Raw genomic sequence first — 15,989 nt, forward strand, 5'->3', positions numbered from 1 at the left:
TGGTTACCGGGCGCGCTACGCCGATAAAGGGTTCCGAGACACGCCGTAAACCCATCCCTGGGGGCTCTGCAAAAACATCCTGTTTTTGAAGGTCTCGAAACCCTTTATCGGCGCATCGCTTAACTTCGAATCCCATACTGTTACCGACACTACTTTGAACCAAACCTGCGAAACCACCATCGTGTCAGATTCCGATCTTCAGGCTTCCAACTCTGAAAACCTGGAATTCGCCACCGCTACCGACTGCGGCCCGCGCGCATATAACGACGATGCGGTGGCAGTGTATCGGGCCACCGGCAGTGATCGACGTTATCGCGGTTCACTGGCGGCGATTGCCGATGGTGTTGGCAGTGCGGAGGCCGGAGGGGCTGCGGCGCGGGCGGCAATCAGTGGGTTTATTTCCGATTACTACAGCACGCCGGATTCCTGGTCGGTAAAGCAGGCGGCGGCGCGGGTATTGCACGCGCTGAACGGTTGGTTGTACCGGCAGAGTGGTGGTGCGGATGAAGTGCAGCGCGGCTGGTTGACGACCTTTTCGGCGGTGGTGTTGAAGGGGGCTACGGCGCACCTGATTCATATCGGTGACTCGCGGATCTATCGTCTGCGCGAGGGCAAGCTGGAGTGCCTCACCCGGGATCACAGTCGTGCGCTGGGGCCGGGGCGGACTTTTCTGAGCCGGGCGCTGGGGATGGATGCGCATATCGAGGTGGATTACCGGCGGGAGCCATTACAGGCGGGCGATCTGTTCTGTGTGACGACCGATGGAATTCACGATTTCCTGCCGCAGGCGCAGTTTGCGGAGATTCTTTCCACCCATGAAATGCAGGCGGCGCAGCCGCTTATTGCCGCGGCGCTGGATAATGGCAGCGCGGATAATCTGAGTCTGGCGCTGTGCCAGGTGAATGCGCTGGAGTCCCAGGGCACTGATGACCTGATGCTGGCCACTGGCGATCTGCCCTTCCCTCCTCCCCTGCAGCCCGGCAACAAGATCGAGGGGTACGAGGTACTACAGGAGTTGCACTCGAGCAGTCGCAGTTATCTGTATCTGGTTCGGGATATGGAATCCCAGGAGCTGCGCGCGCTCAAGGCACCTTCGGAAAACTACTCTGACGACCCGGCCTATATAGAGCGTTTTATTGCGGAGGAATGGACCGGGCGCAGGCTGGAGCATCCGGCGGTGGTCAAGGTGTTTCCGCCGCGCAAGGACCGCAAGTTTCTCTACCACATCATGGAATATGTGGACGGCCAGAACCTGCGTCAGTGGATGCAGCTGAATCCAGAGCCGCCACTGGATCAGGTGCGCAATCTGGTACAGCAGCTGGTGAGCGCGTTGCGCCGTCTGCAGCGGCTGGAGATTGTGCACGGTGACCTCAAGCCAGAAAACATCATGGTGGATAGTGATGGGCGGCTGAAGCTGATCGATCTCGGCGGCGCAAATGCGGCGGGCCTGCAGGAGCTGCTTCGTTATCAGGATAGCGCACCGCCGGGAAGCAAAAATTATTGCGCACCGGAATACTTTATGGGGGACGCGGCCAGTCATCGTTCCGATATTTTTTCCCTCGGGGTGATCGCCTATGAGCTGCTGACCGGTCACTATCCTTATAAGGAACGCTTTGGCAGCAGTCACTACCACCTGAAAAGCTACGCCAACATGCGTTACCGCAGCGCACAGCAGCACCGGGATGATCTGCCGGATTGGATCGACGGTGCCCTGCGTCGCGCCTGCGCACCGGATCCGAAAAACCGCTATCCGGCGTTGTCGGAGTTCGTGCACGATCTCAGCACACCGAATAGCAGGTTCATCAATCGTGAAAAGCCGCCGCTGATGGAACGCAACCCCCTGCTGTTCTGGCAGGTAGTGGCCGCACTGGCGATCCTGTCGCACCTTTTGTACTTCCTTTAACCGCCCAGCTGCGCCCACGTGCCAACTTGGGGCGCAAACTCTAAATCCGCACCAATTTGTCGCACCCAATTCCGAAAAATATTTAATAGCCCGCACAAACCCTGAGGTTTCCCTGTGTCTGGCACTCTTCCGCAAGTTGGCACAGAGATTGAATGTTATTTGGCACAATCCGAAATTCTTTTAGCAAGGCAACGGCGCCTGACACTCTTCGACAGAAGAGGGGACGCCCGTGCAGCCTTCCGCTATCCCGGCCCACCCCGCTTTCCTTCTGTCGCGATTGTCAGGAACCAGTACCTGGTACCAGACTTAGTTAAATACGGCAGAGATCATGGTTAAGCAAAAAATCGTCGTCATCGGCAACGGCATGGTGGGTCACCACTTCCTCGAGCAACTGGCAAACCGTCCCGAACGGGAAATGTTCGACGTGCTGGTATTCTGTGCCGAACCCCGCCCCGCTTACGACCGGGTTCACCTCTCTGAATACTTCGGCGGCCGCACCGCAGACGACCTGGCCATGGGCAAGGTTGAGCAGTACCGCGAGTGGGGCTACGACCTGCGCCTGAACGATGCCGCCGTCAGCATCGACCGCGAGGCCAAGGTAATCACTTCTGCGAGCGGTGCCTCCGAATCTTACGATCAATTGGTTCTCGCCACTGGTTCCTATCCGTTTGTTCCGCCGATCCCCGGCCACGAACACGACAAGTGCTTTGTTTACCGCACCCTGGAAGATCTGGACAAAATCCAGGCCGCAGCCAAAAACGGCAAGGTGGGTGTTGTGGTCGGCGGTGGCCTGCTGGGTCTGGAAGCAGCCAACGCTCTGAAGCAGCTGGGTCTGGAAGCCCACGTGATCGAGTTTGCGCCGGGCCTTATGTCGGTACAGCTGGACGAAGGCGGTTCAAAACTGTTGCGCGAAAAAATTGAAGAGCTGGGCGTGACTGTGCACACCAGCACCGCCACCGAACTGATCGAAGAAGTGGACGGTGGTCGTCTCCGGATGAACTTCAAAGGCGACAAATCCCTGGACACCGACCTGATCGTGTTCTCCGCCGGTATCCGCCCGGAAGACAAGCTGGCCAACTCCGCCGGCATCGAGCTGGGCGAGCGCGGCGGCATCGTGATCGACAACCACTGCCGTACTTCCGACAAGAATATCTTCGCCATCGGCGAGTGCGCCCTGTTCGACAACCGTATTTTCGGTCTGGTTGCCCCGGGTTACACCATGGCGCGTACCGCGGTATCCCTGCTATGCGGTGAAGCCGCGGAGTTCAACGGCGCCGACATGAGCACCAAGTTGAAGCTGCTGGGTGTGGATGTCGGTTCCATCGGCGATGCCCACGGCCGCGCGGAAGGTTCTGCGGCAATCACTTTTGTGGATGAGCAAACCGGCGTCTACAAGCGCATGATCACCGACAGCGAAGGCAAGAAACTGCGCGGTGCGGTGCTGGTGGGTGATACCGAAGATTACGACACCCTGCTGCAATACCACCTGAACGATATGGATCTGCCGGAGCACCCGGAACAATTGATCCTGCCTTCCCTGGACGGCGCGGCGCCGGCACTCGGCGCAGATGCACTGCCGGCTACTGCCACCATCTGTTCCTGCCACAACGTGAGCAAGGGCGACATTGTCGGTGCGGTGCAGGGCGGCTGCTGTTCACTGGGCGATGTAAAAGATGCGACCAAGGCATCTACCGGTTGTGGCGGCTGTGCGGCACTGCTGAAAAATGTGGTGGATACGGAGCTGGCGGCGCTGGGCGTAGAGGTCAACAACGACCTGTGCCCGCACTTCCCTTACACCCGCCAGGAAATTTTCCACATGGTGCAGGTGGAGGAGATCAAAACCTTCGATGAGCTGCTGCACAAACACGGTTCCGGCAAGGGCTGCGAGATCTGTAAACCCACCGCGGCATCCATTTTTGCTTCCCTGTGGAATGAACATATCCACGAGAAGCCGCACGTTGGCCTGCAGGATACCAACGATACCTTTATGGCAAATATGCAGAAAAACGGTACCTACTCTGTGGTGCCGCGTATTGCCGGCGGTGAGATCACGCCTGAAAAACTGATTGTGCTCGGTGAGGTGGCGAAGAAATACGACCTGTATACCAAGATCACCGGCGGCCAGCGTATCGATCTGTTCGGGGCGCGCCTGGAGGAGCTGCCGGAGATCTGGCGCGAGCTAACCGATGCGGGCTTCGAGACAGGCCACGCTTACGGCAAGTCCCTGCGTACCGTTAAGTCCTGTGTGGGCAGTACCTGGTGTCGCTTCGGGGTGCAGGACAGTGTGGGCATGGCCCTGACGGTGGAGAACCGCTACAAGGGTTTGCGTTCGCCGCACAAGATCAAGATGGCGGTTTCCGGTTGTACGCGGGAGTGTGCGGAGGCCCAGAGTAAAGATATCGGGGTGATTGCCACGGAGAACGGCTGGAACCTGTATGTATGCGGTAACGGCGGTATGCGTCCGCGTCATGCGGATCTGTTTGCGACGGATCTGAATGATGTGACGCTGATTAAATATATCGACCGGGTGTTGATGTTCTATGTGCGCACGGCGGACAAGTTACAGCGTACTTCGGTGTGGCTGGAGAACCTGGAAGGCGGCCTGGATTATCTGCGTGAGGTGGTGATCGAGGACAAGCTGGGTATCTGTGAGGAGCTTGAGCGCCAGATGGGCAATGTGGTTGGCACTTACCAATGTGAATGGAAAACCGCGATCAACGATCCGGAGATGCTGAAGCGCTTCCGCCAGTTTGTAAACACCGACGAAAAAGACGAGAAGATCGTGTTCGTGGAAGAGCGCAAGCAGCGCCGCCCGGCCACCCAGGACGAAATCGTCAGGATTGCAGAGCCGGCTTAAGTACTTTTTAAGCCCGGTGGCGGTAGAGCACCGGGCGGGAGGTTTCAGGACCGCTGTGAACCCATCCCTGGGCGCTGCGGCGCAAACATCCTGTTTGCGACGCTCCTGAAACCTCCCGCACGGCGCTCCACCTTCATAACGAACTATATGCTTTTACAACATCAGTTCGGTCAGAGCAGAAACCCAGCTCCCCGGAACTGGAAAAGAAAGATTTAAGAATTTCACCACCATATTCTTTCCATAACCATGTGGAGAACCAGAATGAGCGAAGTTGCCATAACCCGCGCCGAATGGCTGCAAGTCTGCAAGCGATCAGATCTTGTAGCAAATTCCGGAGTGTGCGCTCTTGTGGGCGATCGTCAGATTGCCCTGTTTTTTTTACCCGACCAGGAACCCCAGCTGTACGCCATCGATAACTGGGATCCTATTGCCAACGCCGGTGTGATCGGTCGCGGCATTGTGGCGGAAATTGACGGTGAGCTGACCGTGGCTTCGCCGCTGTACAAGCAGCATTACCGCCTCACCGATGGTCAGTGTCTGGAGGAGGAGGACATCAAGCTGGATTCCTTCCCGGTCGCGTTTGAAGGCGACGATGTGCTGATCCAGGTCGATCAGTAAGCCCGATTGAATTTACAAAAGTAAGCAGTGAAAGATGGCTTTAACAGAACTGTTCTCGGCGCGTAAGTCCTGCACTACCTGCCCTTACTGTGGTGTGGGCTGCGGGGTTGCTGCGACGCTGGAGTCGCAGCCCGCTGGTGGCGAGAGTGGCGAGGCGGTGATTCGTATTCAGGGAGATGAACAGCATCCCGCGAACAAGGGCAAGCTGTGTGTCAAAGGGTCCTCCCTGGCCGATACCCTGGGTAACCACGGACGTCTGTTAAAGCCGCGCCTGCACGGTGAGGACTGTGACTGGGACACGGCGCTGGATTATGCGGCGTCGCGTTTTCGGGAAACGATCGAGGAGCACGGGCCGGATTCGGTGGCGTTTTATCTTTCCGGGCAGTTGCTGACGGAGGACTATTACGTTGCCAACAAGCTGATGAAGGGTTTTATCGGCTCCGGCAATGTGGATACCAATTCCCGCCTGTGCATGTCCTCTGCAGTGGCTGCCTACAAGCGCGCGTTGGGTGCAGATGCGGTGCCGTGTAATTACGAGGACCTGGACGAGGCGGAGCTGGTGGTGTTGATCGGTTCCAACGCCGCCTGGACCCATCCGATTCTGTTTCAGCGTATGCAGGCCGCAGAAGCCAAGCTGGTAGTGGTGGACCCCCGCGGCAGTGCTACCAGTGAAATGGCGGATATGCACCTGGCGATTACACCCGGGAGTGATGCTGCGCTGTTTAACGGGCTGCTACATTACCTGACCGAATTCGGTGCGCTGGATCAGGCGTTTATCGACAACCATACGGAAAACTTTACCGACACTCTGTATGCAGCGGCGGAGTGGACGCCGGAAAAGGTGGCAGAATACTGCAGCGTGGAGCTGGATCAGCTACTGGCATTCTATGAGCTGTTCCGCGGCACGGAAAAAACCGTGAGCTTTTATTCACAGGGCGTCAACCAGTCCAGTACCGGCACCGACAAGAACAATTCCATTATCAACTGTCACCTGGCCACCGGACGTATCGGCAAGCCGGGCTGTGGCCCCTTCTCTATCACCGGCCAGCCCAATGCCATGGGCGGGCGCGAGGTAGGCGGCCTGGCAAATATGCTCGCCGCGCATATGGATTTTACCGAGGAAAACATCGACCGTGTGGGCCGTTTCTGGAACGCCAGCAACATGGCCCAGGGTCCCGGGCTCAAGGCGGTAGAGCTGTTCGATGCGGTGGACAGCGGCCAGGTCAAAGCGGTGTGGATCATGGCCACCAATCCGGCGGTGAGTATGCCGGATGCGCGCAAGGTGGCCGCGGCACTGAAAAAATGCCCTACGGTGATTGTGTCCGACTGTGTGGCGGATACCGATACCGCGCGCTGTGCCGACCTGTTATTGCCGGCAACCACATGGGCCGAGAAAACCGGCACCGTCACCAATTCCGAGCGCCGAATTTCCCGTCAGAAAGGTTTCCTGCCGAAACCGGGTGAAGCGCGACACGACTGGGAGATTGTGTGCGATGTGGCAAAGCGCCTCGGCTACGGCGAGGCTTTCGACTATCGTGGCCCGGCAGATATTTTCCGCGAGCACGCCGCCCTCTCCGGTTTCGAGAACAATCGCGAGCAGGCGCGGCGCGCCTTTGATATTTCCGCACTGGCGAATATCAGCGATCAGGAATACGACTTTTTCACTCCGGTACAGTGGCCGGTCAACGCTGCCAACCCCGATGGCACGGTACGCCTGTTTGCCGATGGCGATTTCTATACCCCCAGCGGCCGCGCGCGCTTCGTGGCCGTGAGCCCGCAGTGCCCGAAACAGGAAACCCGCGACGAATACCCGCTGGTATTGAACAGTGGCCGTCTGCGCGACCAGTGGCACACCATGACCCGCACCGGACGCGCGCGCAAACTGCTCGACCACAGCGAGGCGCCTGAGGTACACGTGCACCCGGACGAAGCGCAGAAATTTGGTATAGAGGACGCACAGCTGGTGCGTGTGGAAAGTGAAAAAGGCCAGTTTTTCGGTCGCGCCCGCGTTACCGCCAGCCAGAAACCCGGGCAGCTGTTTGCCCCGATCCACTGGAGCGACAGCCTCGCCCATAACGCCACCGTCAGCGCCCTGGCGCTTCCGTTTACCGACCCCGTTTCCGGCCAGCCGGAGCTGAAGCAGTTCGCGGTGAATATCGCTCCGCTCGATGCCCACAGCTACGCCTGCCTGCTACTGCGCACGCAGACCGCGGATGAATTCCACGGCCGTCTGCAGGCCGGCGACAGGCTGCTGCGGGAAACCATCCTGCACTGGTACCGGGTACCGGTGGAAGGCGGTTACCGGTTCGAGCTGGCACTCAGCCGGCAGCCGGACTGGCAGGCGATTGCCGACCACCTGTTTGCCCTGCACGGTAAACAGGTGAATCGCCAGCGGCTGCAGCTTCCCAGTGGCGAACGCTGGTTGCTGTACAGCGAGCAGATGGAGCTGCTGGTATTCACCACCTCCGACTGGCAGACATTGCCCGACCGCAAAATCCTGGAAGACGCCCTGCAAAACCCCCTGCCGGAAATGCCCGCGCAACTCTTGCAGAACGTTCCCGCCGGCGCGCAGATGGTATGTACTTGCCTGCAGGTTTCGCGCAAGGAAATCGAGGCAGCCATTGCAGACGGCGCGGCCAGTGTGGATGAATTGGGAGAACTACTGGGTTGCGGTACCAACTGTGGTTCCTGCAAACCAGAGATCTCTGCGTTGCTGAATACAAATCTTGCGGTGGCTGTTGGTTAACACTGCAGACAATGTTTCCGCCGCTGCACTGCCTGCTTAGCCTCAACCTGGCCTTGTGGCGGTACCGCTACCGGGTAGCCCCTTCCGAGACACGCCGTAAACCCATCCCTGGGGGCTCTTCTAAAACATCCCTGTTTTAGAAGGTCTCGAAAGGGGCTACCCGGTATCGCCACCTTACCCCAAAGAGTTATGCCACCATCAGGACTTGGCAAATGCTTCTCTTCACAGCTATCTTCCCGAACAAGAAATGGCGAAACAAGGGAATAAACATGTCGGACACCTGTGCAGAAAATGGCCTGCGATCCGTAGAAGCTGCCAAGCAGATACTGGTCGACAGCATCAACCCAATTACAGCGACCGAAACCATTCCTCTGGGCCAGGCCACCGGCCGTGTTCTCGCCGAACCGGTGCTGGCGGCACTCGACCTTCCCCCCTGCGATAATTCCGCCATGGATGGTTACGCCCTCTGCGGTGAGCACGATAGCTACACCGTCATCGGCAAGAGCCTCGCCGGCCACCCTTTTGCTGGCGCCCTGTCATCAGGCCAGGCCACCCGCATCACCACCGGCGCCGCGGTACCGGAAGGCGCGGACAGGGTCCAGATGCAGGAAAACTGCACACTGGATGGCGACCAGCTCAGCATGAATCGCCCCGCCAGGCCCGGCGAGAATATTCGCCGTCGGGGTGAGGATGTTCATACCGGGCAGAGTCTTGTTCCGGTAGGTTCCAGAATCAAAGTCCCCCATATCGCCCTGCTCGCCGGTGCGGGTGTGGCGGAAGTTACGGTGCTGCGCAAACTCACGGCGGCTCTGCTGTCCATCGGGGATGAGCTGAAACCCATTGGCACACCGGCCTCGGAATTGGGTGATGGGGATATTTACGATAGCAATCGCATTGCGTTGCAGGCTGCACTGGAGCAGCTGGATGTGGAGATCCTCGATCTGGGCTGCTGGCCAGATCAGCCAGATAAAATTCGCGAGGCGTTTATTCAGGCGCGGGACAATGCCGACTTTGTGATTACCAGCGGTGGTGTCTCCGTGGGCGAGGCGGACTTTACCAAAACTGTTTTGCAGGAACTGGGTGAAATCGGTTTCTGGAAACTCGCCATCAAGCCGGGCAAACCCTTCGCCTTTGGCCGCCTGCCGAAGGCCGACGGCGAAACCCTGTTCTTCGGACTGCCCGGCAATCCGGTTTCCGCCATCGTTACGCTTGATCAATTGGTTGTTCCCGCACTGGAAAAACTGCGCGGCACCTCAGACCAATTCCGCCAGCCACCACTGCAGATCCGCGCGCGCTTGCTGAACAATATCCGCAAGAAGCCCGGACGCACAGATTTTCAGCGGGGTTTCACCTATCGCGATGAAGATGGCCTACAGGTTGTAGGCACTCGTGGTATTCAGGGAAGCCATATCCTTTCTGGCTTTGCTGAAGCGAACTGTTTTGTCGTACTGCCTCGGGAGGGTAGCGACTGTGAGACCGGGGACTGGGTGACTGTGGAGCCCTTTTCTGCTCCTCTTAAGTAGTTCTGGTAGGTAATTTGGGTTACGGGGTCCCATGTAAGCGGGTTTGGTGGCGGCAAATCACCGGGTACAGGTATTCAGGACCGCTGCAAGTACATCCATGTACGCTGCGTCGGCGACGTCCCTGTCGCCGACGCTCCTGAATACCTGTACCCGGCGCTTTGCCTTCGCGTTTACGCTCATACTTTAATAAGGAAATAATGTGATACTTGAGGTTGCAATACTGGACGTTAAATCCGGCCAGAATGGGGAGTTTGAACGTGCATTTAAAAAGGCTCAATGCATCATTTCTTCAGTGCCGGGTTATATCAACCACCAACTGCAAAAGTGCCTTGAAAAAGAAGACCGCTACATCCTTTTGGTGAACTGGCAAAAACTGGAGGATCACACCGAAGGATTCCGAAAGTCTCCCGAATACCAAGACTGGAAAGCCCTGCTCCATCACTTCTACGATCCATTCCCCGAAGTAGAACATTACTCACTTGTCGAACTGTAAGAACTTCGACGCGAAGGCGCCGATACCGGGTAGACCTTTGCGGGACCGTCTGCGGCCAGGACGGCCGCAGCCGAGCCCCCACGGATGGGTATACGGCGTGTCCCGCAAAGGTCTACCCGGTAGCGGCGCCGCCACCAAACTAGTCAGGTAGGGGCCACAATACCTCAGTGCTATAATCCGCGGTCAGATCAGAAGCCCTAAGATAGAAGTACCATGAGCCGCAGCCGCTACGAGAAATTCAAACAGGTGCTCCGTCAGCGCCAGCACGACATGACCCTGCTTACCGACCAGGTGCACAAAGGCCAGAACATCTCCGCCATGCTGCGCACGGCCGATGCCGTCGGCATCCCCGAAATCCACATGGTACAACCCAGCTACGGCCACCGGATTTACCACAACACCGCCGGTGGCAGCGGCCGCTTTACCGGCAACTCCGTTTACCCGGATATCGAATCCGGCATGGCCGAACTCAAAAGCCGCGGCATGCACCTGTACGCCGCCCACTGGTCCGACCGCGCCATCGACTTCCGCCAGGCCGACTACACCAAACCCTTCGCGCTCATCATGGGAGCCGAAAAACACGGCCTGAGCGACTACGCCGCAGAGCATGCCGACGATCACGTTACCATCCCGATTATCGGCATGGTCGAAAGCTACAACGTCAGCGTCGCCGCCGCGATCATTCTGCAGGAGGCCATGTATCAGCGACAGAAAGCCGGGATGTATGACGACAAGTTACTCGATGAAGAGGATCCGGCAATCAAAGAAATCCTGTTCCGCTGGATGCACCCGAAAATGGTGCGGTACTGCGAACAGCACGGGTTGCCATTTCCAGAGCTGGATGAGGATGGGGATATCATCCCACCGAAAGACCCCAAGTACCGCCAGCCAAATACGTAAGGCTCACTTACTCTTCAACCGGTAATAACTCTGTTGCGGAGGCAAAGCCCCGGGTAGCGCGACTACCAGCGCCGTTGCTTTGCCACTCCCCCCGCACTAATCTGTGCACACCAAATTCGAACGCCCTTTCTCCAAGGAGGACTCAGTGCATACCGAAGAAATCCAATACACCGTCGACGGCGAATCTTTCACCGGCTACCTGGCCTACGACGAAACCATCGAAGGCAAACGTCCCGCCATCCTCCTGGTTCATGAATGGTGGGGACTCAACGACTTTACCCGCGAGGAAGCCGAGCGCCTCGCCGCGGAAGGCTTTACCGCCTTTGCCCTGGACATGTACGGCACCGGTGTCGGCGCCGACAATCCCGGCGATGCCGCCGACCTCATGAACAAAACCCTCGAAACCGAAGGCGCGCCCCTCAAGCGCTTCCAGGCTGCCCTCGACCTGATCAACAATCACGAAACCGTAGAAGCCGGTGAAGTTGCCGCCCAGGGCTACTGCTTCGGCGGCGCCGTGGCCCTCACCATGGCGCGCCTCGGGCTGCCGCTCAAAGGCGTCGTCAGCTTCCACGGTGCACTGGAAACCGAGGTGAAAATCAAACCCGGTGACGTCAAGGCACAGATACAGGTCTACACCGGCGGTGACGACGATATGATCCCCGCAGAGCAGGTCGCCAACTTCGTTCAGGAAATGCAGAGCGCCGGCGTACGCTTCGATGTGATCAGCTACCCGGGTGCCAAGCACGGCTTCACCAATCCCGCGGCAACCGCTCGCGGTGAAAAATTTGGCATCCCCCTCGCCTACAACGAAGACGCTGCCAACGACGCCTATGAGGGCGCTGTCGCCTTCTACAACAAGATTTTCGACTTCTAAACCTTTCAGGCTAGCCGCTTCTCACGGTATCCGGTGGCGCCGGCCACCGCCTTCGGGGCAAAATAGCCGGCGCCAGCGAATTCCATAAGGGGGAAGCGTGCAACCAATCATTTCCGTACAGAACGTCGGCAAGACTTATGCCGGCGGTTTTACCGCACTCAAATCCGTCGATCTCGAAATTAATCCTGGCGAAATTTTCGCCCTGCTCGGTCCCAATGGTGCCGGTAAAACCACCCTGATCAGTATCATCTGCGGCATCGTCAACCCGACCAGTGGCACTGTGCTGGCCGACGGCCACAATATCCAGCGGGAGTTTCGCGCAGCGCGCAGCAAGATTGGCCTGGTGCCCCAGGAACTTTCCACGGATTCCTTCGAAAGCGTGTGGGCCACGGTCAACTTCAGCCGCGGCCTGTTTGGCAAGGCGCCTAACCCGGAATACATCGAGAAGATCCTGCGTCAGCTCTCCCTGTGGGATAAAAAAGACAGCCGCATCATGGCGCTCTCCGGCGGTATGAAACGCCGCGTGATGATCGCCAAGGCCCTGTCTCACGAACCCACCATCCTATTCCTCGACGAACCTACAGCCGGGGTGGATGTGGAGCTGCGCCGGGACATGTGGGAAATGGTGCGCGGGCTGCGGGAATCCGGGGTGACCATCATCCTCACCACCCACTACATCGAGGAAGCCGAGGAAATGGCGGACCGGATCGGCGTGATCAATCACGGCCAGCTGGTGCTGGTGGAAGAGAAAGACACCCTGATGCACAAGCTGGGTAAAAAGCAGCTGGCGGTCCAGTTACAGAACCCGCTGCAGACACTGCCCGCGGCACTGAACGAGTTTGACCTGGAAATTGCGGACGAAGGTAACCAGCTGATTTATACCTTCGACACCCAGCGCGAACACACCGGTATCGCTGAACTGCTGCGCCATCTCGACCAGCAGGGTATCGAATTCAAGGACCTGCACTCCAGTGAGAGTTCGCTGGAAGAAATTTTCGTCAACCTGGTGCACCAGAACCAGACCGAACATCAGGCCGGATAAGAGGGAACAGAGTATGAATATTTATGGTATCCGCGCCATCTACAAGTTCGAAATGGCCCGCACGGCTCGCACCCTGATGCAGAGTATCGCCTGGCCGGTAATTTCCACCTGCCTTTACTTTATTGTGTTCGGCACCGCCATTGGCAGCCGCCTGGGAGATATCGAGGGGGTCAGTTACGGAGCCTTTATCATTCCCGGGCTGATCATGCTGTCTCTGCTTTCGGAGAGTATTTCCAACGCATCGTTCGGCATTTTCTTCCCCAAGTTCAGCGGCACAATTTACGAGGTGCTGTCGGCACCGGTGTCGGCGTTTGAGATTGTCGCGGGCTACGTGGGCGCCGCGGCCACCAAGTCAGTCATCATCGGCCTGCTGATCCTGATCACCGCGCGTTTTTTTGTGGATTATGAAATTGCGCATCCGTTCTGGATGTTCGGCTTTCTGGTGCTGACGGCCATCACCTTCAGCATGTTCGGTTTTATCATTGGCGTGTGGGCAGATGACTTCCAGAAGCTGCAGATCATTCCGCTGATGGTCATCACACCGCTGACCTTTCTCGGCGGCGCCTTCTATTCCATCAACATGCTGCCGGAATTCTGGCAGAAGGTGACCCTGTTCAACCCGGTGGTGTATCTGATCAGCGGTTTCCGCTGGGCCTTCTACGGGGTGGCCGATGTGAATGTGGGTATCAGCCTCGGCATGACAATTCTGTTTCTGTTGATCTGCATGGCGAGTATCTGGTGGATTTTCCGCACCGGTTACAAAATCCGCACCTGAGCAGGTAATCGGCAGGGTAATAACACGGTAAAAAAAGGCCCGTATGGTTACGCCATACGGGCCTTTTTATTGGCAACGAAGCCATCACACTTCGCCGTAATTCATCTTCTGTGCGTCATACACCATAGGCGCTGAAAAATACCTGTACCGCCTCCGCCACATGTTTGCGGTTTTCTTCTTTTCCCGGGGGCGCACAGCACCCGAGCATAATCTGAATATGCCGGCAGCCGCCCTGCAGCATGCCAAAAAACAGCTCCGCCGCATGATCCGGGTCCGGCACATTGAGCTGCTTCAGTTCGTTGGCGCGCTGGAAAAAGCTGGCCATCGCATTCTGCGTACGCTGTGGCCCCGCATCGTAGAACAGCTTCGCCATATCGGGATCGTCGGCCCCCATCGCATTGATCAGGCGCATCAGGCGCAGCGAGTCTTCGCTGTAGATCATTTCCAGGAAGGCTTCACCGATCTTCTGCAGCATTTCCGCCGCGGAGCCATCCGCTTCCAGGGTGAACATTGGCAGCGGCATCAGGTTTTCGCACTTGGCTTCGATCGCCGCGATATACAGCGTCTCCTTGTCGGAGAAGTGGCTGTATACCGTCAGCTTGGAGACGCCGGCCTCACCGGCAACCGCATCCATACTGGTACCCGCGAAGCCGTGGGTCAGAAACAGGGATTTGGCCGCGTCGAGAATCGCGCGGCGTTTGGCCGGGTCTTTGGGGCGTCCACGGCTTGCCGAGGATGTCGCGGGTGTAGGGATAGTCTGTTCGCTCATTGCTTTTGTCGTCGGGTCGCCCGTGCCGCCCTGGAAGGGCGCATACACAGTTTGCGTGGAAACACGCGCACGCGGCCACCGATTTAGTGGACTCGCCAGTTTAATATACTTACTATACTCACTAGTATAGCAATTCAGCTGCACCCGGTTCGATCGCCGGCGCAGAGACAACTGTACCAGTTTACCCCGGCTTCGACGCGACAAGCTGTCAGTTTCGCGACACCGGGGCCCCTGAACCACATGGATCGAGGTAACCATGCCCAGCGTCTACCGCCCTCTCCCGCTTCCACTCCAGCGTCTGCTGAAAGTCGCACTGGCCGCCACCCTGGGGATCTCCCTGGCGGCCTGCGCACCCGCCGAGTCTGGTCAGGAGAAGCCTCCCCGGCCGGCGATTGTCGTGCAACCCACCCCCGCCGAGTCACAGATCGCGGTCTATCCCGGCGAGGTGCACGCGCGCCACGAGCCAGCACTGGCATTCCGGGTCGGGGGCGAGGTTACCCGCCGCTTGGTACAGGTGGGCGACCGGGTAGAAAAGGACCAACCGCTGGCGCAGCTGGATGCGAAAGACCTGTTACTGCAGCGTGACAGCGCCCGCGCGCGGCTCACCGCCGCCGAGGCGGAACACCGCAATGCACAGAGTGAACACACCCGCTACCGGGAGCTGCTGGCGCGCAAGCTGGTGGGCGAATCCCAGTTCGATGCGGTAAAGACCCGGCTGGATGCCAGCGCCGCACAACTCAAGCAGGCCCGCGCACAGCTGGAAGTGGCGGAAAACCAGGCCGCCTACGCGGTACTCAAGGCCCCCCGCAACGGCGTCATTGCCCGCCGCATGATCGAGGTCGGCCAGGTGGTCAATCCCGGGCAGACGGTATTTACCCTCGCCGCCGAGGGTGAGCGGGAAGTGCATATCGATCTGCCGGAGCAGGATATCTCCCGCTTCGCCGTGGGCCAGCCGGTGACCCTGGAGCTCTGGTCTCGCCCGGGCACGCCGTTTACCGGCAAGATTCGCGAACTCTCCCCCGCCGCCGATCCAACCCTGCGCACCTTCGAGGCGCGGGTCGCGTTCGACAGTGATGCGAGCAACGCCGAACCGGGCCAGAGCGCGCGGGTGTATGTACAGAAAAACTCGGCCAACAGCCTGCTCAGCGTGCCCATGTCCGCACTCACCGCTGACGGCGACGTCCCGCACCTGTGGAAGCTCGACCACGACACCTTCACCCTGGTCAAAAGCCCGGTGGTGGTGGCGAGTTACGGCAACGAAACGGCACAGATTCAATCCGGGCTGAGCCCCCGCGACTGGATTGTGGCCGCCGGCACCCAGTTGCTGCGCGAGGGCCAGCGCGTGCGCCCGGTGGATCGCAACAATCGCCCCATCGAGTTCGAAGTTGCGCGGCAGCCCTGATTCTCAACCGATTTATCGCCATCAGTAGCGGAGACTCCCGCTACCGACCACTCCCAGTACGGACTACAAAAGTACGGACCAAGACAC

The 15,989-nt window shown here is 58.5% G+C and carries 12 protein-coding genes; 11 read left to right on the top strand and 1 reads right to left on the bottom strand.

Annotated elements, in window-relative coordinates; translation table 11 throughout:
* The first annotated feature begins 181 nt into the window (after positions 1-181).
* The 10 genes from HUW35_RS02445 (at position 182) to HUW35_RS02490 (ending at position 13,731) form a co-directional block, all read left to right on the top strand.
* Positions 182-1,903, top strand: a complete 1,722-nt coding sequence (locus tag HUW35_RS02445; RefSeq protein ID WP_255463431.1) for a bifunctional protein-serine/threonine kinase/phosphatase — start codon at positions 182-184, stop codon at positions 1,901-1,903.
* A gap of 328 nt (positions 1,904-2,231) precedes the next feature.
* Positions 2,232-4,760, top strand: coding sequence for a nitrite reductase large subunit NirB (nirB, locus tag HUW35_RS02450; RefSeq protein WP_181254119.1), 2,529 nt, complete (start codon positions 2,232-2,234; stop codon positions 4,758-4,760).
* 261 nt (positions 4,761-5,021) lie between these two features.
* Positions 5,022-5,378, top strand: a complete 357-nt coding sequence (nirD, locus tag HUW35_RS02455) for a nitrite reductase small subunit NirD (protein WP_181254120.1) — start codon at positions 5,022-5,024, stop codon at positions 5,376-5,378.
* Positions 5,379-5,412: 34 nt separating this feature from the next.
* The gene (locus HUW35_RS02460) at positions 5,413-8,124 is read left to right on the top strand and encodes a nitrate reductase (protein ID WP_181254121.1); all 2,712 of its coding nucleotides are present in this window, start codon (positions 5,413-5,415) and stop codon (positions 8,122-8,124) included.
* 269 nt (positions 8,125-8,393) lie between these two features.
* Positions 8,394-9,647 carry a gephyrin-like molybdotransferase Glp gene (glp, locus tag HUW35_RS02465; protein ID WP_181254122.1) on the top strand — a complete coding sequence of 418 codons (1,254 nt, stop codon included), beginning with the start codon at positions 8,394-8,396 and terminating at the stop codon, positions 9,645-9,647.
* 199 nt (positions 9,648-9,846) lie between these two features.
* Positions 9,847-10,140 (top strand): antibiotic biosynthesis monooxygenase, encoded by a 294-nt coding sequence (locus tag HUW35_RS02470; protein WP_181254123.1) that lies wholly within the window; start codon positions 9,847-9,849, stop codon positions 10,138-10,140.
* 213 nt (positions 10,141-10,353) lie between these two features.
* A complete protein-coding gene (trmH, locus tag HUW35_RS02475) occupies positions 10,354-11,040 on the top strand; it encodes a tRNA (guanosine(18)-2'-O)-methyltransferase TrmH (protein WP_181254124.1) in 687 nt (228 codons plus the stop codon).
* Between the two features lie 145 nt (positions 11,041-11,185).
* Positions 11,186-11,914, top strand: a complete 729-nt coding sequence (locus tag HUW35_RS02480; RefSeq protein ID WP_181254125.1) for a dienelactone hydrolase family protein — start codon at positions 11,186-11,188, stop codon at positions 11,912-11,914.
* A gap of 97 nt (positions 11,915-12,011) precedes the next feature.
* On the top strand, positions 12,012-12,956 hold the full coding sequence (locus HUW35_RS02485; protein WP_181254126.1) for an ABC transporter ATP-binding protein: 945 nt from the start codon (positions 12,012-12,014) through the stop codon (positions 12,954-12,956).
* 13 nt (positions 12,957-12,969) lie between these two features.
* Positions 12,970-13,731, top strand: coding sequence for an ABC transporter permease (locus tag HUW35_RS02490; protein WP_181254127.1), 762 nt, complete (start codon positions 12,970-12,972; stop codon positions 13,729-13,731).
* Between the two features lie 115 nt (positions 13,732-13,846).
* Here HUW35_RS02490 and HUW35_RS02495 read toward each other — a convergent pair whose 3' ends face one another.
* Positions 13,847-14,500 (bottom strand): TetR/AcrR family transcriptional regulator, encoded by a 654-nt coding sequence (locus HUW35_RS02495; protein WP_181254128.1) that lies wholly within the window; start codon positions 14,498-14,500, stop codon positions 13,847-13,849.
* Positions 14,501-14,756: 256 nt separating this feature from the next.
* On the opposite strand from HUW35_RS02495, the gene HUW35_RS02500 reads away from it, so the two are divergent.
* A complete protein-coding gene (locus tag HUW35_RS02500) occupies positions 14,757-15,902 on the top strand; it encodes an efflux RND transporter periplasmic adaptor subunit (protein WP_181254129.1) in 1,146 nt (381 codons plus the stop codon).
* The last annotated feature ends 87 nt before the right edge of the window (positions 15,903-15,989 follow it).

The organism is Microbulbifer sp. YPW1 (genome assembly GCF_013367775.1).
Classification (GTDB): domain Bacteria; phylum Pseudomonadota; class Gammaproteobacteria; order Pseudomonadales; family Cellvibrionaceae; genus Microbulbifer.

What these genes read in the sequence shown, in the direction of transcription:
- nirB (WP_181254119.1), top strand. Translation starts at nt 2,232, where the DNA reads ATGGTTAAGCAAAAAATCGTCGTCATCGGCAACGGCATGGTGGGTCAC.
- nirD (WP_181254120.1), top strand. Translation starts at nt 5,022, where the DNA reads ATGAGCGAAGTTGCCATAACCCGCGCCGAATGGCTGCAAGTCTGCAAG.
- HUW35_RS02460 (WP_181254121.1), top strand. Translation starts at nt 5,413, where the DNA reads ATGGCTTTAACAGAACTGTTCTCGGCGCGTAAGTCCTGCACTACCTGC.
- glp (WP_181254122.1), top strand. Translation starts at nt 8,394, where the DNA reads ATGTCGGACACCTGTGCAGAAAATGGCCTGCGATCCGTAGAAGCTGCC.
- trmH (WP_181254124.1), top strand. Translation starts at nt 10,354, where the DNA reads ATGAGCCGCAGCCGCTACGAGAAATTCAAACAGGTGCTCCGTCAGCGC.
- HUW35_RS02490 (WP_181254127.1), top strand. Translation starts at nt 12,970, where the DNA reads ATGAATATTTATGGTATCCGCGCCATCTACAAGTTCGAAATGGCCCGC.
- HUW35_RS02495 (WP_181254128.1), bottom strand. Translation starts at nt 14,500, where the DNA reads ATGAGCGAACAGACTATCCCTACACCCGCGACATCCTCGGCAAGCCGT.
- HUW35_RS02500 (WP_181254129.1), top strand. Translation starts at nt 14,757, where the DNA reads ATGCCCAGCGTCTACCGCCCTCTCCCGCTTCCACTCCAGCGTCTGCTG.